The sequence below is a fragment of the Mesorhizobium sp. M2A.F.Ca.ET.042.01.1.1 genome (genome assembly GCF_003997405.1).
GTDB lineage: Bacteria > Pseudomonadota > Alphaproteobacteria > Rhizobiales > Rhizobiaceae > Mesorhizobium.
On the sequence record NZ_RZRX01000117.1, the window covers coordinates 1 to 18,865 of the forward strand.

At 64.9% G+C, this 18,865-nt stretch carries 20 protein-coding genes and 2 pseudogenes; 15 read left to right on the forward strand and 7 right to left on the reverse strand.

From position 1 onward, the window contains the following. The 3 genes and pseudogenes from EOA23_RS18585 to EOA23_RS18595 all read left to right on the forward strand — a co-directional run. Positions 1 to 553 (forward strand): annotated as a pseudogene (locus tag EOA23_RS18585) (amidohydrolase); the annotation flags it as partial. Positions 554 to 585: 32 nt separating this feature from the next. Continuing rightward, positions 586 to 1,518, forward strand: coding sequence for a dimethylarginine dimethylaminohydrolase family protein (locus EOA23_RS18590; protein WP_126061695.1), 933 nt, complete (start codon positions 586 to 588; stop codon positions 1,516 to 1,518). 161 nt (positions 1,519 to 1,679) lie between these two features. Beyond that, complete coding sequence (locus EOA23_RS18595; RefSeq protein WP_127305201.1) at positions 1,680 to 2,402, forward strand: 3-keto-5-aminohexanoate cleavage protein; 723 nt, start codon at positions 1,680 to 1,682, stop codon at positions 2,400 to 2,402. Between the two features lie 141 nt (positions 2,403 to 2,543). Here the strand turns inward: EOA23_RS18595 and EOA23_RS18600 are convergent, their stop codons facing one another. Both EOA23_RS18600 and EOA23_RS18605 read right to left on the reverse strand, forming a co-directional pair. Beyond that, positions 2,544 to 3,602 (reverse strand): Gfo/Idh/MocA family oxidoreductase, encoded by a 1,059-nt coding sequence (locus EOA23_RS18600; RefSeq protein ID WP_127305202.1) that lies wholly within the window; start codon positions 3,600 to 3,602, stop codon positions 2,544 to 2,546. Positions 3,603 to 3,702: 100 nt separating this feature from the next. After that, a complete protein-coding gene (locus EOA23_RS18605; protein WP_127305203.1) occupies positions 3,703 to 4,488 on the reverse strand; it encodes a ThuA domain-containing protein in 786 nt (261 codons plus the stop codon). 211 nt (positions 4,489 to 4,699) lie between these two features. Here EOA23_RS18605 and EOA23_RS18610 point away from each other — a divergent pair, with 211 nt between their 5' ends. Beyond that, positions 4,700 to 5,458 (forward strand): DUF4239 domain-containing protein, encoded by a 759-nt coding sequence (locus EOA23_RS18610; protein WP_126061691.1) that lies wholly within the window; start codon positions 4,700 to 4,702, stop codon positions 5,456 to 5,458. 2 nt (positions 5,459 to 5,460) lie between these two features. On the opposite strand, the gene EOA23_RS18615 is transcribed toward EOA23_RS18610, so the two are convergent. After that, positions 5,461 to 6,708, reverse strand: a complete 1,248-nt coding sequence (locus tag EOA23_RS18615; RefSeq protein WP_127305204.1) for a glycosyltransferase — start codon at positions 6,706 to 6,708, stop codon at positions 5,461 to 5,463. 245 nt (positions 6,709 to 6,953) lie between these two features. Next, the gene (locus EOA23_RS18620; RefSeq protein ID WP_245474251.1) at positions 6,954 to 8,423 is read right to left on the reverse strand and encodes a tlde1 domain-containing protein; all 1,470 of its coding nucleotides are present in this window, start codon (positions 8,421 to 8,423) and stop codon (positions 6,954 to 6,956) included. A gap of 700 nt (positions 8,424 to 9,123) precedes the next feature. Between EOA23_RS18620 and EOA23_RS18625 the strand changes: the two genes are divergently transcribed. The 3 genes from EOA23_RS18625 to EOA23_RS18635 all read left to right on the forward strand — a co-directional run bounded on the left by EOA23_RS18625 (position 9,124) and on the right by EOA23_RS18635 (position 10,465). After that, entirely contained in the window at positions 9,124 to 9,384 is a 261-nt protein-coding gene (locus tag EOA23_RS18625; RefSeq protein ID WP_126061688.1) for a multicopper oxidase domain-containing protein, read from the forward strand. Further along, complete coding sequence (locus EOA23_RS18630; RefSeq protein ID WP_127305206.1) at positions 9,381 to 9,941, forward strand: cytochrome c; 561 nt, start codon at positions 9,381 to 9,383, stop codon at positions 9,939 to 9,941. Before EOA23_RS18625 ends, EOA23_RS18630 begins: the two co-directional genes overlap by 4 nt. Positions 9,942 to 10,042: 101 nt before the next feature. Further along, on the forward strand, positions 10,043 to 10,465 hold the full coding sequence (locus EOA23_RS18635) for a hypothetical protein (protein WP_126061686.1): 423 nt from the start codon (positions 10,043 to 10,045) through the stop codon (positions 10,463 to 10,465). A 166-nt stretch (positions 10,466 to 10,631) separates the two neighbouring features. On the opposite strand, the gene EOA23_RS18640 is transcribed toward EOA23_RS18635, so the two are convergent. Next, complete coding sequence (locus tag EOA23_RS18640; RefSeq protein ID WP_127305207.1) at positions 10,632 to 11,069, reverse strand: YqaA family protein; 438 nt, start codon at positions 11,067 to 11,069, stop codon at positions 10,632 to 10,634. 196 nt (positions 11,070 to 11,265) lie between these two features. Here EOA23_RS18640 and EOA23_RS18645 point away from each other — a divergent pair, with 196 nt between their 5' ends. The 3 genes from EOA23_RS18645 (at position 11,266) to EOA23_RS18650 (ending at position 12,341) form a co-directional block, all read left to right on the forward strand. Beyond that, a complete protein-coding gene (locus EOA23_RS18645; protein ID WP_245474253.1) occupies positions 11,266 to 11,460 on the forward strand; it encodes a hypothetical protein in 195 nt (64 codons plus the stop codon). Positions 11,461 to 11,556: 96 nt separating this feature from the next. Then, positions 11,557 to 11,703 carry a hypothetical protein gene (locus EOA23_RS35720; protein ID WP_189341637.1) on the forward strand — a complete coding sequence of 49 codons (147 nt, stop codon included), beginning with the start codon at positions 11,557 to 11,559 and terminating at the stop codon, positions 11,701 to 11,703. A gap of 422 nt (positions 11,704 to 12,125) precedes the next feature. Further along, positions 12,126 to 12,341: a hypothetical protein gene (locus EOA23_RS18650; protein ID WP_127305209.1), complete on the forward strand. Its 216-nt coding sequence runs from the start codon at positions 12,126 to 12,128 to the stop codon at positions 12,339 to 12,341. 156 nt (positions 12,342 to 12,497) lie between these two features. On the opposite strand, the gene EOA23_RS18655 is transcribed toward EOA23_RS18650, so the two are convergent. Further along, on the reverse strand, positions 12,498 to 12,914 hold the full coding sequence (locus EOA23_RS18655; protein ID WP_127305210.1) for a helix-turn-helix domain-containing protein: 417 nt from the start codon (positions 12,912 to 12,914) through the stop codon (positions 12,498 to 12,500). A 96-nt stretch (positions 12,915 to 13,010) separates the two neighbouring features. Between EOA23_RS18655 and EOA23_RS18660 the strand changes: the two genes are divergently transcribed. Further along, complete coding sequence (locus EOA23_RS18660) at positions 13,011 to 13,598, forward strand: dihydrofolate reductase family protein (RefSeq protein WP_127305211.1); 588 nt, start codon at positions 13,011 to 13,013, stop codon at positions 13,596 to 13,598. A 64-nt stretch (positions 13,599 to 13,662) separates the two neighbouring features. On the opposite strand, the gene EOA23_RS18665 is transcribed toward EOA23_RS18660, so the two are convergent. Beyond that, on the reverse strand, positions 13,663 to 14,928 hold the full coding sequence (locus EOA23_RS18665; protein ID WP_127305212.1) for a cytochrome-c peroxidase: 1,266 nt from the start codon (positions 14,926 to 14,928) through the stop codon (positions 13,663 to 13,665). A 197-nt stretch (positions 14,929 to 15,125) separates the two neighbouring features. Between EOA23_RS18665 and EOA23_RS18670 the strand changes: the two genes are divergently transcribed. The 4 genes and pseudogenes from EOA23_RS18670 (at position 15,126) to EOA23_RS18690 (ending at position 18,762) form a co-directional block, all read left to right on the forward strand. After that, positions 15,126 to 16,658, forward strand: a complete 1,533-nt coding sequence (locus EOA23_RS18670; RefSeq protein WP_127305213.1) for an acid phosphatase — start codon at positions 15,126 to 15,128, stop codon at positions 16,656 to 16,658. Between the two features lie 293 nt (positions 16,659 to 16,951). Then, positions 16,952 to 17,374, forward strand: a complete 423-nt coding sequence (locus EOA23_RS18680; RefSeq protein WP_127305215.1) for an OsmC family protein — start codon at positions 16,952 to 16,954, stop codon at positions 17,372 to 17,374. A gap of 5 nt (positions 17,375 to 17,379) precedes the next feature. After that, entirely contained in the window at positions 17,380 to 17,904 is a 525-nt protein-coding gene (locus EOA23_RS18685) for a hypothetical protein (protein ID WP_127305216.1), read from the forward strand. A gap of 254 nt (positions 17,905 to 18,158) precedes the next feature. Continuing rightward, positions 18,159 to 18,762 (forward strand): annotated as a pseudogene (locus tag EOA23_RS18690) (2OG-Fe(II) oxygenase). Positions 18,763 to 18,865: the final 103 nt, after the last annotated feature.

The following is an 18,865-nucleotide window of genomic DNA, read 5'->3' on the forward strand; positions in this document are numbered from 1 at the left end:
GCCGCCGGCATTGCCCTGGATCTCGCGGGCGATCGCCCGCGAGGTCCAGGTCAATGCCGGCGGCGAGGCGACCGAAAATCCGTTCATCGACGAGCTGGAACAGCTGATCGCGCCGCAGGAGGCCGAGGCGATCCTGCGCCGCGATCTGCCGCCGTCGCAGGGGAACTCCACCTCCGACGATTACACCGACATGAGCTGGCACGCGCCAACATCGCGCTTCTATATCGCCCGGCCGGCGTTGCGCGCGGCCAAGCGCCATGTCTATCCGTCCTGGGCGATGAACGCGCTGGGCGGCATTTCTGACACCATCGATCCGATGGTCACCTGCGCCGCCAAGACGGTCGCGCTGACGGCATTGCGCCTGCTGGAGGACAAGGCCGCGCGCGATGCCGCCATGGACGAGTTCGTCAAGCGAACCGGCGGCGGCATCGGCGGCTCGAACTGGATCGCGCCGCTTTGCGACTATGAACCGCCGATCAACTTCCGCTGGCCGGAATATGTCACCACGCCGCGCGGGCGCGACTGGTGGATCCCGGCCACTTCCACCGCATGACCGATCAACAGAACAGTCCAGAGGAGAACCCCATGACCGTCCATGACCGCATCGTCGCCGAGCCGTTCTCGCTGCAGCGCCGCAACCCCAATGGCGGCACCAAGCCGCTGACCGCGTGGGGCTTCGCCAACGAGACCGACGTCCTGACCGACGTGCTGCTCGGCTCGCCCAATTTCCTGCGCCACCTGTCGACCAGCTCGCTGTCCAGGAAACATCTGCGCGAGGCGCCCTGCAACATCCAGATCGCGCAGGCGCAGCACAAGGACCTCGTCGCCGCCTACGAGCATTTCGGCGTCAATATCCACTGGCACGAGCCGACGCCGGAACTGCCGATGCAGGTCTATTCGCGCGACTCCAGCGTCATGACGCCCTACGGCGCCTTCATCACCGCCATGGCCAACTGGTGGCGGCGCGGCGAGAACTACGCCGCCATCCGCACCTATGAGAAGCTCGGCATCCCGATCTACGACATGGTGACGGCCGGCACCTTCGAAGGCGGCGACTTCAACGTCATCGAGGACGGCGTTGTGCTGATCGGCTGCGGCGGCGCCCGCACCCAGGAAGAAGGCGCCCGCCAGGTGAAGGAATGGTTCGACAAGGAAGGTTGGGAGACGCGTCTCGCCTTCATCGACGAGTACTATGTCCATATCGACCTGATGGTGGTGCCGATCGCCGAAAAACTCACCGCCGTCTGCCTCGCCTGCACCGAGCCCGGCATTGTCGACTGGCTGAAGGGCAAGGGCCACGAGATCATCGACGTGCCCTTCCAGGACACGATGGCGCTCGGCTGCAACTTCATGTCGCTCGGCAAGGACAGGGTGATCGCGCCCACCTCCAGCAAGACCCTGATCGGCCAGCTGAAGGCGCGCGGCTTCGAGGTCGCGGCCGTCGACATGAGCGAGATCTCCAAGACCGGCGGCGGCATCCACTGCATGGCGCAGGCGCTGAAGCGGGTGCCGGCGTAACGGGCTTTCGAGGGCCGAAACCACCGAAGGGATGCTTACCCCTGGCTGTCGGCCAGGGGGGCTTTTGTTGGCCCGGCCTGTCAGGAGACTTCGCCATATCCGTTCCGATCATCCCGGCCCTGCGCTAGACTCCCTGCAGCCGAAACAGGATTGCCGCAAAGATGATCGTCCAGGCCTGCATCAACGGCGCCCGTCCCGCCGATTTCCATCCCGCATTACCGCTCGATCCTGAGGCGATGGCGCGCGACGGTGCGGCCTCGATTGCTGCGGGTGCCGCCGAACTGCACGTCCATGCGCGTGGCGCCGACGGCCAGGAGAGCCTTGCGCCGGAGGCGATGGACAGGACGGTCGCGGCGCTCCGCAGAGCCTGTCCGGGCACGCTGATCGGCGTCTCCACCGGCGCCTGGATCGAGAAGGACGATCTGCGCACGCTAGCGGCCATCGCCGGGTGGAATGAACTGCCCGACTACGCGTCGGTCAATCTCAGTGAGGCGGCGGCGCCTGAGGTGATGGAGGCCCTGCGCCAGCGCGGCATCGGAATCGAGGCGGGGCTGGCCTCGATCGGCGACGCGCTCAGGCTTGCCAGTCTCGACCATGGCCGGCGGGTGCTGCGCGTGCTGATCGAGATTTCGGAACAGGCGCTGGACGAAGCCTTCGCCGTCGCCAACGGCATCGAAAAGGTGCTGCAGCGCGAGGGTATCCACCGCTCGATCCTGCTGCATGGCGAGAACGCGACCGTGTGGCCTTTTGTTCAGCGGGCGGCGCTGCGGAAATTCTCGACGCGCGTCGGGCTGGAGGACGGCAAGGCGTTGCCGGACGGGAGTGTCGCGGACGCCAATGCGGCGGTGGTTGCGGCGGCGGTGGGGATTTATCGCGGAGCGTGACCCTTGGATTCCTCGCCCCACGAAAGTGGGGAGAGGTGGCTCGGCGAAGCCGAGACGGAAAGGGGAGCGCCCTACGAGGGCCCCCTCTCCGTCCGCTTCGCGGACACCTCTCCCCGCCTTTGGCGGGGCGAGGAAACGCCCTCACTGCGTATCCGCCTTGGCTCTCAACTCCGCCCGCTTTTCATCCGACACCACGGCGAGGTCCAGCACCTTCTGCAGGCCCGCGGCGTGGCGGAAGGTCGGCTCGATCTGCACGCCGCTCTTCACCGCTTCGACGAAGCGCTGGTAGTTGGTCGGCACGGTGCCTGCGTCGAGCTCTTCCCATTTGGCGTTCTCGACATCGCCGCCGATACAAGCCCTCAGCATCGAGCCGTCGAGATTGTGCACCACCTCGACGGCGCCCTTGTCGCCATGGATGCGCAGGCGCAATTCGTTGATATGGCCGGTGGCCCAGCGGCTGGCATGCACCACGCCGAAGGCGCCGTTGGAAAAATCGAGCGTCATGGCGAAGCTGTCATTGGCGTCGAGCTGGTATTCGCCGATGCGGTTGCCCGGCGCCTTGTCGAAGGCGCGCAGCCGGCAGAACACATGGTCGATGTCGAGCGCGGCGCCATAGCTGGCGAAATCGAGGATATGGATGCCGACATCGCCCAGCACGCCGTTCGAGCCGTGGCCGCGCGACAGCCGCCACAGCCATTTCGGATCCGTGCGCCAGTCGCCCCAGAATTTCGACACGAGCCAGCTCTGCAGATAGGACGCCTCTACATGGCGCACCGTGCCGATCTCGCCGGCCTGCACCATCTGCCGCGCCTTCTGCAGCGCGGCCACGTTGCGGTAGGTGAGGTTGACCATGTTGACGATGCCGGCGGCCTCCGCCGCATTGGCCATCTCGTTGGCCTTGCCGAAATTCTCGGCCAGCGGCTTCTCGCACAGCACCGGCTTGCCGGCGGCGACCAGCGCCATGGTGGTCGGATGATGGATGCGGTCGGGCGTGACATTGGCGACCGCGTCGAAATCGCCCCAGTCGAGCGCTGCCTCCAGCGAGGTGAAGCGCTTCGGGATCTTGTAGGCGTCGGCATACTCGCCGACGCGAGCCGCATCGACGTCAACCGCGCCGACGATGTCGACGCCCTCGATGGCGCCGAAGCGGCGGGCATGTTCCTGCGCCATCCAACCGGTTCCGAGTATCAAAAGCCGCATTTCTGCTTCTCCGAGCGATTTGGTTCGATTCAATCTTGCCAGCCGAATGTGACCCAGGCGCTGTTTCCCCGCAATCCCTAGCAAAGAGGGAAGCGCTCTTTTAGCGAAAGCCGGCCTCGCTATGCGCGTGCAGCTTGCCGCCGCGCTCCTCGATCGGCTCCAGCGCCTTCTCGACCGGCACGTTCGGCGCGTCGAGAATGGCGGGCTTGGACCCTTGCGGGTTGTGCGCCCACTTCACCGCGTTGCGCAGCACCTTCTGCACGGTGGCGTCGTGGTAGGTCGGATAAGTCTCGTGCCCGGGCCGGAAGTAGAAGACATTGCCGGCGCCGCGCCGGTAGGTGAGACCCGAGCGGAACACCTCGCCGCCCTGGAACCAGGAGATGAAGACGGTCTCCAGCGGCTCCGGCACGGCGAACTGCTCGCCATACATCTCCTCGTTCTCGAGCTCGAAGAACTCGCCGACGCCCTCGGCGATCGGATGGCTGGGGCTCGTTACCCAGAGCCGCTCGCGCTCGCCGGCCTCGCGCCATTTCAGCGTGCAGGGCGTGCCCATCAGCCGCTTGAAGATCTTCGAGAAGTGCCCGGAATGGAGCACGATCAGCCCCATGCCTTCGAAGACGCGCCGGGCGACGCGCTCGACCACCTCGTCGGCGACCGCGCCATGATCCTTGTGGCCCCACCAGACGAGCACGTCGGTCTCGGCGAGGCGGGATTCCGGCAGGCCGTGCTCCGGCTGCTCCAGCGTCGCGGTCGAGGCGGAGATCGCCTTGTCCGCATTCAGCGCCTTGGCGATGGTCGCATGCATGCCTTCCGGATAGATGGAGGCCACCACCTCATTGGTCCGCTCATGGATGTTCTCGCCCCAGACGACAGCGCGAATTGTCATGGATTGCCTCGTGAGTGATTGGGAGCCGCCCCGCGCCATAGATAGCGCCTTCATCCGCTATTGAAAGTGGTTTTCGGCCTTCGCTTCGCTGTGCATGGAGGCCGGCGCGAAAGTCGTTGCCGGCCAATGATATACATTCTTATGCTTTGGCGCTGATTCAACCTTCGCGCAGCCAATTGGCAAGCGCCACGCCTCGGCTACAATATCAGCCATGGGCGAAGTGCTTGTAGGGACAGCGATCTTTGCTTGCCTGGCCGGGGCCTCGCTGGTCAGCCTGATGGTGCACGAGCGCTTCCCCACTCACCATCTTGGGGACGACACCAGCGCGGTGGTGCGGCTTGCAGCGAACCTTTTCGTGGTGATGTCCTCGCTTATGCTCGGCCTGATGATCAACTCGGCCAAGAACACATTCGAGTCTATCAACGGCAACGTGCACACCTTCGCTACCGATCTCATTCTGCTCGACCGAACGCTCCGACACTATGGGCCGGAGGCTGACAGCGCCCGGCAGTCGCTCACGGCTTATGTCCAGCGCGTCGTCGAGACCTCCACGGCCGACAGCGATACGACCGTCGTCCCGAACAGGCTGTCGGAACTGCTGCTCAATCAAGTCGGCGACCTCATGGCCGGATTGACGCACACAAATGCCAGGCAGACCGCCACGCAGCAGGCCGCGACGCAGCAGCTGCAGAAGCTGGTCGAGCAACGCTGGATACTTGCCGAGCAGTCAGAGGGCGCCATTCCCGCTCCGGTGATCGTCCTGCTCGTTGCCTGGCTGACGCTGATCTTCGCCAGCTTCGGTTTCAGGGCGCCGCGCAATGGAACCGTCGTCTTCACATGCCTCATTTCCGCGGCGTTGGTGGCCGCGGCGATCTATCTGATCATCGACATGAACTCACCCTTTTCAGGCCCTATCCAGATCTCGCCGGCGCCCCTGCAAAGGGCGCTGGCGGAACTGACCACGCAATGAGTTCACCGGCTGGATTGGCCGAGCAGTTCAATCAGCAGCCTTGCCGCCACCTCGGCGCCGTCAGCGCGGATGTTGCCAGCCACAACCGCCGCGCGAGCGTGGGTTTCGGGCGCCAGCGTCACCTCCAACGCAGCCGATAACGACTCCACCGTAGGCATAGGGCCGTCGTGCGCGGCGCCGATACCGAGCTCGGCCACGCGCTTGGCCCAGTAAGGCTGGTCGCCGATCTGCGGCACGATCACCTGCGGCGCTCCCGCCCGCGCGGCGGCGACCGTGGTGCCGGCACCGCCGTGATGAATGACCGCGGCGACGCGGCCGAACAGCGCCTGCTGGTTGATCTCGCTGACTTCGAAGCAGTCATCGCGATCATCGATGAGGCCGAGCCCGGCCCAGCCCTGCGCGAGCACCGTGCGGAGACCCCTGGCGCGGATCGCTTCGATGGCGGCGCGGCCGGCTTCCTTGGCGACCGATATCGAGCCGAAGCCGACATAGACCGGCGGCGGACCGGCATCGAGGAACGCGTCGAGCCGATCGGGGAGGGGCCGTTCGTCCGGCAGGATCAAGGCGCCGGTCTGCACGGCGTCGATCAGGTCCGAGGGCAGCCATGGCCCCAGCACCGGATCGCAGGCGAGCAGGACGGGATTGCCGTAGACATAGTCCCGGACATTCTGCACCGGCGGCAATCCGAGCGACGCGCGCTGGCCGTTGACCGCGTCGCCGAAGAGCGCGTTCTTGGTCCGGATGTCTGTCTCCCACAGCAGCCGGTTGTCGGTCACGCCGGCCGGCAGTGGATGTCCAGGATATTGGTGCGGCCGGTTGTGCTGCGACGGCAGCCAGATGGGGCAGAACGTGCCGAGCATGTAACGCATGCCGCGTTGTTCCGCGACCAGCCGCGCGGCGGCGCAGGATGGGAAAAGGCCGAATGCCACCACCGCGTCGCAGCCTTCGGCGGCCGCGCTCAGCGCCTCATATTGCCTGGCGGCGATCTCGGCCGCCTGGCCGGAGATGAGCCTGGCCCGGTCCTCGGGCGACGCCGATCGCGACTGGTTGACCATTTCCTTCGCCCATTCGCGCACCGGCGCGAAGGCCGGCGCAAAAGCCACGCCGGCGCGAGCGGCCAGCGCCGCAAACTCCGCGTCGCCCGGCGCGCTCACCCGGGCCTCGACGCCATGCGCCTGCAAGGCCGCCCCCAGCGCCGCCAAGGGCTCGACGTCGCCGCGCGAGCCGTAAGTCGATAATAAGATCCGCATTCAGTGCTCCGTTTTCTTTTTTCGGAGCAGCGTTGGTACGCCATGCCCGGGGGCTTGCCGCAAGCCCGGGCTGCGCCATATCTACATCCTGGGAAGGGTCGTTATCGCTCCCAGGTCAGATTGTCGCCACGGCTGCAAGCCGCGACGGCATGGCCGCAGCGGCGCGCATTTTGGCGCGAGGCCCTTCGGACCAGCAAGTGGGGATGACACAAATGCCGGCGACACGTTTGCCGGCAGGAGAAGGATTAACCCTGGCGGCCTTCCTGGGCGACCTGGGTGGGGGACCTTGTCAGGCGCGGGACGACGACTAGGCGCTTGATCTTGCCGCTTTTGTAGGCGGCAAGGAAGCGGTGATAGTCCTTGAAGACGACGCAGCCATTGGATTCCGCACGGCCGCCGCGCAGCATGTAGGTGTGGGCAAGCAATCCGTTGCGGCCGTATTTGTTGCTGCCGCTGGCCGGCGTGAGCCTGATGGCCTCTACGCCATGGAAGCGCGATTCACGCATCGACAGATTGTAGGTGTCCGGCGGCGTCGGGCCGACATTCTTGCGGTTGACGAAGCGCGGCTGGTCGACCATCGAGCCCAGTCCCGAATGCGCCTCCAGCTTCGAGCCGTCGGGCATGTAAACGGTCCTCGCCGAAATATCGTAGACGGCGACGCCATTGCCCGTCGACGGGCCGTTGAACAGGCTGCGGAAGGCGCTGCCCAGCCCACCGCGCTCCGGCGTGTCCGGCTTGGCATAGGCGAGCATTTCCGACGCCTGCGCCTTGCGCTTGGCGGGCTTGGAATCCGCCACCATCGGCTTCGAATTCTCTACACCCGGCAGGGCCTGGTCGCCGCTTCTCGGCGAGGCCGCCGTCGGCGCGCTCTGCGCGGTGTCGGATTCGGCCGGCTGCGGCTTGGCCTTGGCGGCCTGAGGCTTCACGGCCTCCGGCCTCTGCGGCTTGGCCGCATTCTGCTCAGGCGCCTCGGTGGCGCGCTCGAGCGTGGTGCGCGGCCGAAGACCGGGCACGGTAATGCTGTCGGGCAGATCGTCCTGCGGCGGCAGCGAGGCGACCTGGTACGCGCCGTCCTTGCCATCATTGTCGGTATTGCCGGCGACATCGGGCGCGTCGCTGTTCTGCAGCGCGACGGCGGTCGGAACATCCGCCGTATCCTCGGGCGCGACGTTGGCAAGCGCCAGCGCCAGTTCGGAAGCGCCGGGGGTCTCGGCCGGCTGCGGACCGAAGCGGGCCTCGATCGGGGCGTCCGGCTGCGCGCCGCCGAAGCGGCTGGCCGAAGGCAGGCTTGCAAGCAGGAACGGCGCGCTCTCGGCACGGGCAAAGGCATCGGCAAGCTTCTGCGGCGAAAGCGCCGCGCGCTTCACCACGCCATCGAAGCGGTCGGCGGCTCCGGCGGCCGAAGCCACCACCACGGCCTTTTCATGCGCCACGCTGTCGGGCGCCGGGAGCTTGAGCCGCGCCATCTTGCCGTAATGGCCATTATTCTTTAGTTTTTCAATGGCTTGGCCGTCATGCCTGAAGCTTGTCGCAAGGCCGAAGCACCCGACATCGCAGCCGCCGGTGAGCGAGGCGGCCTTGTAGCCGCCATTGACGCCAAGATGCGGCGCCCAGGCATTGGCGATCTGCCGGCGCTGGTCGCCAAGCGCGATGATGCGCGGCGAAAGCATGCCTTGCGGCAATCCGTTGGAAGCGGCGGTCAGTGAGGTGCTCACAGAATAGAGCCCCGCCAAGGTGGCGGCGGACCATAAAGCGAGGGCGGCGCCGACAGCAGGCACCAGAACCCAACGATGACCAGACTTTTTCGAAGTTACCTCCCCCTGAGGAGCGTCACCCCGGTTTTTCAAACGCAAAAACGCCATACGACCACTCTCAATCGGCATGCCGGTTTTCGCACCTGGCACCCGTCACGATCACAGTTCGCCGGTGCCCCCTGCACCTTCACGCGTCTGTTGCCGATTGATTCAAAAGATGGACAAAGATGGTTAACCAATCCCTCCACCAATCGCCGATTTGGCGACGGTCCACACGAAAAAAGAGCCCTCCATGGTCTTCGCCACGGTAAAAATGCTCTCCCTCACCCGCTTTGCTGCCCGTTTTTCCGGCCTCTGTCAAGAAACCGTGAACAACGGAACCGCGACATCTTCAGCCGGCTAGAGGCCGATTGAGGTCAAAATGCGACTATTCGGCAAACCTTGAAACAGGCAGGCCGGAAATGTTGTGGACCAGCCGATCGGGCGGCGGTCCAGGACCGCTTTTTGCACCATACGGACAAACACCCCCAAAAAAAGTCACCGCGATGGGGGCAGCTTCCGCCCGCGATATCCCTCTTGACCTTCCAGTTACTGGAACCAGTAGCGTTCGCATAGGATCGTCCCGGCGGCGTCCTTCCCAATCGCGATCCAGGAGAAAAAGATGCTGACGGTCGATGTTTCCGAAACGCCGGCCGAGGCGATGCCGCCGCTGCCCGGAAGCCTGCGGCCGATCGCGCCGCTTGGGGTTCCCACCGTCAGCCGCCGTCTCGTCCTCACCGAGGCCATGACGATGAATGCCGCGAGCGGCGAGACGGTGCGGCGGCTCACGCGCCAGGAGCGGCCGGGAGCGCGCATGTACCACTGCCACATCCTCGAGCATCAGCAGCTCGGCATGATGGGCATCGTCGACGTTAAGGCATGAGGTCTCGCGTCATTCTGAGGGTGGTTTTGCTGGCGCTCGCCGGCCCGTTGATCCTTGCTCCGCCGCTGGCCGCGGGGCCCGCCGACACCATCGTGGCCGCTCGCCAGGCCTCGATGAAGGAGATGGCGGCCGCCGCCAGGGCGATCGCCGAAATGTTCGACGGCAAGCGCGCCTATGAGCCGGCGGCCTTCAAGGCGGCGGCGGACACGCTGCGCGCCCGAGTCGGCGGCCTGACCGGCGAATTCCCGCAAGGCACGCTTGGCGCGCCATCGGCCGCCAAACCGGAGATCGACCAGGCCCGGCCGGACTTCGAGGCGCGCGCCCGCCATATCGGCCGGCTCGCCGACGCGCTCGCGATCAAGGCGGGGAACGCGCCGCCGGGGATCACCGCCGACATGCGGATGACCGGTCCGCCGATGGATGGCGGCAGCCTGCTCGGCAAGCGCCCGGGCGCGGCTGAAGCCGATCCGGCCAGGATGCCGGCGGAACATCTCCTGCACCTCATCCTGCAGGACTGCACGAGCTGCCATTCGAAGTTCCGGCAAAAGCAACAGTAAACGCGGTCACCGACACGCGCTTTTCCGCACAATCAATTCAGTTTGTGCTAATATACTGAGGCCATGCTTCATCCGTGCATGGCAGGTTTAGGGAGGATGCGATGAAGACGATGAATCGCAGGTCTGCAATCGCGCTCGGCGTGACGGCCGCAACGGTTGCTCCCCTGTTCGCAACGGCAACATTTGCGAAAACCAAGAAGTACGGTGCGAACGAAGGCAAGGAGATTGCGCCGGGCGTCAGAGTGGTCGAGGTCGGCGCCGGCAACTCCGACATTCCCGCCTACAAGAGCATCTCGATTGTCGACGTGGTGTTTCAGCCCGGAGCGCACGCTCCTCAAAGTGTGATGGATAATGACATGGTATGCACCATTACTTCCGGCGCATTCACCATCAAGAAGGCGGACAAGGAGTTCAAGCTCAAGGTCGGTGACATGTACACCTGCTCCAAAGGCAAGACCGACGAGGCGACGAATACCAGCAAGGAAGTCGGCGTGCATCGCATCGCCGTCCTTGTGCCCGCGTAAAGGATAGAGCGACCCGCTCTTTGATAGAGCCTCCGAACCGTTCAACGGAAGGCCTTGGCGATTTGCCAAGGCCGGCCCGTAAAGACATATCGCGGCCGCCTTGGCCGTGCGGCTTTGCTATGGCGAGAATTCACGGCTGGATGCCTGCGCCATGAGGATCTTTAGGCTAGAGGCCAAGGGTTGCGGCCGCCACAGCCAGGTACCGGCCGGCCCTGGCAACGGTGACGATGGCGATAAAGCTCCATAGGGGCTCGCGCAGCACGCCGGCCATCACCGTCAGCGGATCGCCGATAAACGGAGCCCAGCTCAGCAGCAGGCTCCATCGTCCGTAACGGTGATAGCGCGCCGCCGCGCGGTCGAGCGCGGCAGGCTTTATCGGAAACCATTTGCGGTCGCGGAAGCGATCAATGCCGCGGCCCAGCAGCCAGTTGACCACCGAACCAAGCACGTTCCCGATCGTCGCGGCCAGAACCAGAGCGGCCGGCGAATGGGTCCCGGCCAGGAGAAAGCCGACCAGAAGTGCTTCCGATTGCAGCGGCAGGATGGTCGCGGCGGCGAAGGCGGTCAGGAAAAGTCCGCCGAAGGCGGCAAGGTCACCAAGCATTGCCGCCCGTCAGTTCGCCTTGGCCATTTCGGCTCCCTATATTTTCGGCGTGGGTCGTGGAGACAGCCGACCAGCTCCGGTTTTGACCGGCGCGTATCACAAAAGTGACGCGCTCGCTCCCCTATATGCTAGGCTTATGTCGTCAAAACAGGGTCATCGTTATGGATGCGAATTGCAGGCCATAGGCGACACGCTGATGCGTCTCGTCGCCCCCGGCATGACGCCGAAGGATCTGGTCAAGGCGGTGCGCAAGGAGCATCCCGGCGCCAGGAAGAAGGACATCGCCCGCGCCGCCTTCCACGCCATCATCGCCAATTCCGACCAGGACCCCGGCAAATCGCGCAACCTCCAGGCTTTCGCACTTGCCGAGCGCACCCAGCAATCGGAATAAATTGCCGCGAATTGTAGCGTTGGGCTTGCTGGAAACTTAATAAGCGACTTCTAATTTATGGCTCCGCCGGCAACTAGCCCAACCGGTACTAAGCCCATGACCAAAAACCTCGGCAATGCCAAACCCAGCGCTCCAGCCAAGGAGATAAGCGCCTCGCTCTTCGGCAGGGCGGCGCCGGCGCTGTTTCCGCTGGTGGTCGCGGCACTCGGCTATCTCGTCGGCCGGCATTATTTCGGCTTTTGACGCGCGGCCGGCTTCAGTTGGTTTCCAGTCTGATTGTGATTGGTCCGTCTCGGCCCCTGCGCTTGCAGCTTTGGTCCTAGGGCCTAGGTCGTTCTTGCCCTCGCATGGGCGCGAGCGCATCCTTTCCTGTAGCCGGCGGCCTCGCAAACTCCGGTCAGGCCCGGCCGCCGAACCCAGTATCACCCCCCAAGGCAGCCGGGCCGCCCATCGCTCCCCACCATTCCGCGAGTTTTCTAGTCTTTGCTCCGGATGAGGCGACGTGGGCGCCACAATCGTTTTTGTCCTCAGATTTCAAAAATCTATTGAGTATCGGCGAGTGCCTTCGCACTAAATGTCGATCAGCTCCGCTTTCGGCAACTTAAGGCGCTCTAGATCGTATTGGGTCTAGGCACCAGATACTTGGGCGGAAGAGCAGAAGCCGTATGATAACAAGCGAGCCAGACAGTGTCCGTGTAAAAGCCGTCAATGGCCAATGGATCGTGCGCGTCGTCGACGGTGGCAGGCTGACGCAGCAAGTGTTCGACATTCACGAACAGGCCGAGAGCTTCGCCGAGGAGGAGCGGCTGCGATTGGGGCTTCCCGGGGAGCCACCGGCGGGGGAGCCTGCCGGGCCGCCGCAGAGCGGACTGGATAGCTGAGATCCTCGACACTCACAGCCAACTGGGAAAATGCGGGACAAATCGGCGGACGGCATGCGGTGTTGCATTTGCCTCGACGCATTGGCCACGCAAGGCCGCCCGCTGACCCAAGCGTCTGGACACAGGTCGCAGGCGGAGCGCGGTGTTCCGCCTGCGCTACCCCAGATGTTGCGCCCTGAGCTTCTCCTTCATCCGCTCGAGCGCCGGCTCGCCGCCGGCCGCGAGGTCATTGGCGATTTGGGCAAGCTTGTCGTCGGCCTTGCGGTGTTTGCTGCCCCAGCCGCCTAGTGTCGCCAGCACCGGCAACAGGTCGATGCCGGCCTCAGTCAGCCGGTAGATCGCCTTCAGGCCATGGCTGGGGTCGTCGCTGCGGGTGAGGATGCCTTCGTCCTGCAGCGTCTGCAGCCGCTCGGCCAGCGTGCGCGACGAGATGCCTTCGTCTGACTGCAGGAATTCGCGAAAATGCCGTTTCCCGGCGAAAGCCAGGTCGCGGATGATGAGCAGCGTCCAGCGGTCGCCGAGCAATTCGAGCGAGAGGCTGATCGGGCAGCCGGACCGTCCCTTGGTCGCCATCAACATGCTTCCATTTGTAAATCACTCTACTATTGACACCATTGCCGCTTTGCGTCAAACGGTTCCAAAAGTAAATCATTGGTGAGGAGAAAGAAGATGAGGAAGCTGATCCTTCAGATGCAAATGTCGGTGGACGGCTTTGTCGGTTCCGATGAGGACCGTCGCTGGCAGCTTTGGGAATGGGGCGACGACAGCGACTGGGACGAGGAATTGAAGCAGGATTTCAATGCCTGTTTCACGACTGTCGGTATCATCCTGTTGAGCCGCAAGATGGCGGAAGAGGGCTACCTTACCCATTGGGGCAATGCGGCCAAGAAATATCCGAAGGATCGCTTCTATGCTTTCGCGCAGCGCATCATCGAGGCCGAGAAGGTCGTCGCGAGCGACAAGCTTGCAGCGTCGCGCTGGGAGCGCACGCGGGTCGTAAGCGGCGACCTGCCGCGCGAGGTGGATGCGCTGAAGCAGGGCGAGGGCGGCGACATCGCCGTGTTCGGCGGCGCCGGCTTCGCCTCGGCGCTGATCGCCGCCGGCCTGGTCGACGAGTTCCAGCTCTTCATCAATCCGGCGGTGCTGGGGAAAGGCCGCCGCATCTTCGACAAAGCCGGGTTCGGCAGGCTGACGCTCCTCGGCTCGAAGTCCTATGCCTGCGGCATGGTGGTGAGCCGCTACGCGCCGGCGCAATGAGAGGCAAGGCCGCGCCGCCTTGAATCAATCTCGCAGAGCGCCCTTCCCAACTGGCTCCTCAGCCTCAGTGCCCCGCCTGGTCGGCGTCGGTCAGCGTGCCGAGGAAGGCGACGATGTCGTCGATCTCGGTGTCGGTCAGCGCCGGCTTGTCGCCGGGCTTTCTGCCGTTGAACGGGGGGTCGGTGTTGAGGTTCGGCCAATAAGCTCTTGGCAGATCGTCCAATTTTTTGACCGTGCCGTCGGCATTTCTTGGGTACCAGCGGCCGGGATCGCTGTCGCGGCTGGCGTAGAAGGCGACCGCGTCGCGCAGCGTGTGGAAATAGCCATTGTGGAAGAAGCTTTTGCGCAAGGCCACGTTGCGCAGCGTCGGCGTCTTGAACAGGCCGCAATATTCGGCACGGCCCTTGAAGTCGGTGCGCAGCGGGCCGCACAGGCCGAGGTCGAAATAATCAGGATCGGCATTGGCGGGGATCGCCGGATTGCGCGGCACGGCAATCGCGATCAGGCCATAATCGGTGAACTGCGGCGGCTCGCCGTCATTGGCGGGCTCGCTCAAATGGCAGCTCGCGCAATTGCCCTTCGTCTCGTCCTCGAACAGCATGCGTCCGCGCAACTCCTGCGCCGAGAGCTGCGCCTTGCCGGCGAGGAAGGCGTCGTAGCGGCTGGAATAGGGATAGAAGTCGGCGCTGCTCTGCCCGAAGGTGCCGAGCGCTTCCACCGCGGCATCAAAAGCGTCCTGCGGATGGTCGAAGACATCGGCGCCGAAGGCGGCCTGGAAGGCGTCGGCATAGGGCGCCTTGCGCAGGCTGGCGGCGACCTCAGCCTCGTCCTTATTGCCCATCTCGAAGGGCGACAGCAGCGGGATTCTCGCCTGGTCCCTGCCGTGGTCGGCGCGGCCATCCCAGGTCAGGCCGCCGGTCGGGCCGTTGTCGACGCTCTCGTCGCCTTCATCCTCGGAGTCATAGAAATGCTCCGTGAAGGCTGGCGCCGCCTGCAAATAGCGCAGCGACGGCACGGCGCGAACGCCGGGCTGGTCGAGCCTGGCTCCGCCCATCTCGACCGGCGAGGCCGAGGCCGGTCCGAAAGCGTGGTTGGGATCGTGGCAGGACGAGCAGCCCTGCTTGCCGGAAGCAGACAGCGAAGGGTCGAAGAACATCTGCCGTCCGAGCGCCGTCAGCGCGTCGGCGCGGGCATAAGCTTCCCGGCGCGACATCGGGCCGGGATGGACTCCCGACGGCTCCGCGGCGTTGGCAGGCGCGGTGAAGCCGACGATCGAAGCCGCCACAAGGGCGATTGCGTGATTCCTCAATCCCATCGTCTTCGGCGACATCCTTGATTTCTTTCGCCAAGTTTCCCTCGCGACGTAAGGATCGAGTGCAACGGATTGATGACCGGTTTTGCCGCTCACGAAACCGTGTTTGACGGGGGCGGAACTGTCACAAAGGTGACAAGCCGTCGAAGTAGCTGGGCAGCTGCGTTCCTGCATTGCCGTCCTCCAGCCATTCCCCAGCAACGAGGCATCCTTCCATGACCCGGTCTCTTCTCACCTTTTGCCTCGCCACCACGGCGCTGGCATCGCTCTCCGCTGCTGCCCAAGCGGCTCCTCCCGGCTACGACAAGATCGACACCGTCGTGGTCATCTACGCCGAGAACCGCAGCTTCGATAACCTCTATGGCGGCTTCCCCGGTGCCAACGGCCTGGCGAATGTGTCGCCCGGCCAGGCGCGCCAGCTCGACCGTGACGGCACGCCGCTTTCCGAATTGCCGCCGGCCTGGGGCGGGCTGACCGGCAAGGGCGTCACGCCGGCGGGGACGGAGGCACAGAGCGCGCATCTCGCCAACGCGACATTCGCCATCGACGATCCCAAGGGCTTCAACGAGGGCACCAACGTCGTCACGCATGATCTCTGGCACCGCTTCTACCAGGAGCAGATGCAGATCGACGGCGGCCGGAACGACAAGTTCGTCGCCTGGGCCGATTCCGGCTCGCTGGTGATGGGCCATTACGATGGCTCCAATCTGCCGATGTGGGCGATCGCCAAGAAGTACGTTCTGGCGGATAACTTCTTCCAGGGCGCCTTCGGCGGCTCCTTCCTCAACCACTTCATGCTCGCCTGTGCCTGCGCGCCCTACTACCCGAATGCCGATACCAGCCCGGTGAAGGGCCAGATCGCCATCGTCGAGCCGGATGGCGTGACGCTGAAGCCGGCCGACAATTCGCCGGCCTCGGCGCTTGGCGGTGTGCCGAAATTCGCCAATGACGGCGCCATCACCCCGGACTTTTATGCCGTCAACACCATGCAGCCGCCTTACCAGCCGAGCGCCAACAAGCCGGCCGAGGGCGGCGACAAGGCGCTCGCCGACCCGGCTGCGCCCACTACGCTGCCGCCGCAGCATGAGATCACCATCGGCGATCTCCTGTCGCTGAAGGGCATTTCCTGGGCCTGGTACTCTGGCGCATGGCAGGCGGCGCTCGACGGCAAGAACGCGACGCCCGTGCCCAACTTCCAGTTCCACCACCAGCCCTTCAACTATTTCGCGGCCTATGCGCCGGGCACCGCCGCGCGCGCCGAGCACATCAAGGACGGCGGCCTCGGCGGCGAAGAGTTCATCAAGGCGATCGACGACGGGAAGCTGCCGCAGGTCTCCTTCTACAAGCCGCAGGGCAACCTCAACGAACATGCCGGCTATGCCGACGTGACCTCGGGCGACCAGCATCTGGCCGACATCGTTTCGCATCTGGAGAAGAGCCCGCAATGGGCGCATATGCTGGTGGTCGTCACCTATGATGAGAATGGCGGCTTCTGGGATCACGTCGCGCCGCCCAAGGCCGACCGCTGGGGCCCCGGCAACCGCGTCCCGGCCTTCATCATCTCGCCCTATGCGAAGATGGGCATGGTCGACCACACGCAGTACGACACCACCTCGATCCTGCGCTTCATCACCAACCGCTACGACCTGCCGGTGCTGCAAGGCATCGTCGCCCGCGACAAGGCGCTGCGCAACCACGACCAGCCGCCGATGGGCGATCTGACGGCGGCGCTGGATCTGACGAAGTAGCGTTTTCCTCGCCCCGCCAAAGGCGGGGAGCCGCGAAGCGGACGGAGAGGGGCCTTCGTAGGGCGCCCACGCTGCCTTTCAGGCGCCGGCGCCGCCCCTCATCCGCCCTTCGGGCACCTTCTCCCCGTGAACGGGGAGAAGGCGAGGACGCGACGCTCGCGACAAGCCCTTTCTCCCCGTCACTATACGGGGAGAAATGTCCGGCAGGACAATGAGGGGCAGCGCCGCACCTGGGCGATTGCCCTTTTGAATTTCCGTCCGCTATCAATGGCCTCGAAATTGGAGGTCATTCGATGGCAGAACTGAAGGTCAGAACCCGCAACGTCGGCGCGCTCGCCGTCCTGCCGCCGGGCGGTCTGCCGGCAATCACGACGCCGACCGGCGGCGCGGTCGGTGTCGTCACGCAGGTCAGCGCGCCCGGCTTCAGCCCGCTTGACCTGCTCTATGCCTCTTTGGCCGCCTGCATGGTGGTCAGCGCCCGCATCGCGGCGACCCGCCTCGGCGTCGCCGACAGGCTCGGCGAGGTGAGGGCGGACGTGACCGGCGAGAAGGCGAAGGACGAGCCGTCGCGCGTAGAGACGTTCACCGTCAGATTGGAGATCACCGGCGACCTCGACCCGGCCACCAAAGAGCGCATCCTGGCGGATGCGGAAGACATCTGCACCGTCTCCAACACGCTGCGCGGCGCGCCGGTGCTTCACGCGACGCTCGGATGAGGCCGATGGCGCATCTCTCCGCGATCGACTACGCCACCGCCTCCGACGACATCCGCGCCGAGCACGACCGCGAGTTCAAGCTGCGCGGCCGCATGACCAACATGAAGCGCATCCTTCTGCATTCGCCGGCCGCCCACCGCATCTACGCCGAGTGGTTCACGCTGCGCGACCTTCTCAAGCCCGCACTCGACGATCGAGCGATCTGGCTGTTCTCGAAAGCGATTGCCGAGACGATGCGCGCCGAGGTCCCGGTCACCTTCTTCCGCCGCGCGCTGATCGACAGCGGCCTCGATCCCGAAGCGATCGATCCCACCGCGGACGAGGCGCTGCTGATGTCCTTTGGCAAAGCGGTTGCAGCCGACGACAATACCGTTCCGGACGAGACCTGGGCGGCGCTCAGGGCCCGCTACGACGAAACGCTGCTGGTCAACCTCACCGCCTTCGCCGGCATCATGGTGGCGACCTGCGTGTTCACCAATGCGGTGAAGGTCGATCTCGACCCGGAGCTGGAGGGGTATCGGCGGCGGTGAAGCGCGGCCTTCCTTCCCCCCTTGTGGGAGAAGGTGGATCGGCGCGTTAGCGCCGAGACAGATGAGGGGTGTTCCAGCTTGGTGATAAGCGCGAAACCGCCGCCTCGTTCCTTCCAGCACCCCTCATCCGACCTCGCTTCGCGAGGCCACCTTCTCCCACAAGGGGAGAAGGGGAGGCCGCGCTACCTCCGCAGGAATCGGGTGGCCCTTACATTGGCTTCGCCCCACCTTGGTGGCAAGCAAGGAGCCAACCCATGACCGTCCACTCCCTGAACACCAAGCGCGTCGGCCGCTCCGCCGAATCCCGCGTCGCCGCGCAGGACTGGCGAACCTTGGTGTCAGACCTCAACGCCCATGGCTGTGCCGTCATTCCCGGCCTTCTCTCAGTGGAAGAATGCGCCGATATCGCCGGCCTCTACCCGCATGAGGAGCATTTCCGCAGCCATGTGGTGATGGCCCGCCATGGTTTCGGCAAAGGCGAATACCGCTACTTCAACTATCCGCTGCCAGACCAGACCGACGCCGCTTCTCCTGCAATACGGCCCCGGCGACTTCAACTGTCTGCACCAGGACCTCTACGGCGCGCTCGCCTTTCCGCTGCATGTGGCGATCCTGTTGTCCGAGCCCGGCGAGGATTTCACCGGCGGCGAATTCGTGCTCACCGAGCAGCGCCCGCGCATGCAAAGCCGCGCCGAGGTGGTGCCGCTGAGAAAAGGCGATGCGGTGATCTTCGCCGTGCGCAACCGGCCGGTGCAAGGCACCAAGGGGTACTATCGAGTGAATTTGCGCCATGGCGTCAGCCGCCTGCGGTCGGGGCGGCGACATACGGTTGGAATTATCTTCCACGACGCGAAGTAGGGCGCAGCGCCGTTCCTCGCCCCCGCCGAGGCGGGGGAGAGGTGTCCGCGAAGCGGACGGAGAGGGGGTCTTCGTAGGGCGCTTCCCCCCTCCCTCTCGGCCT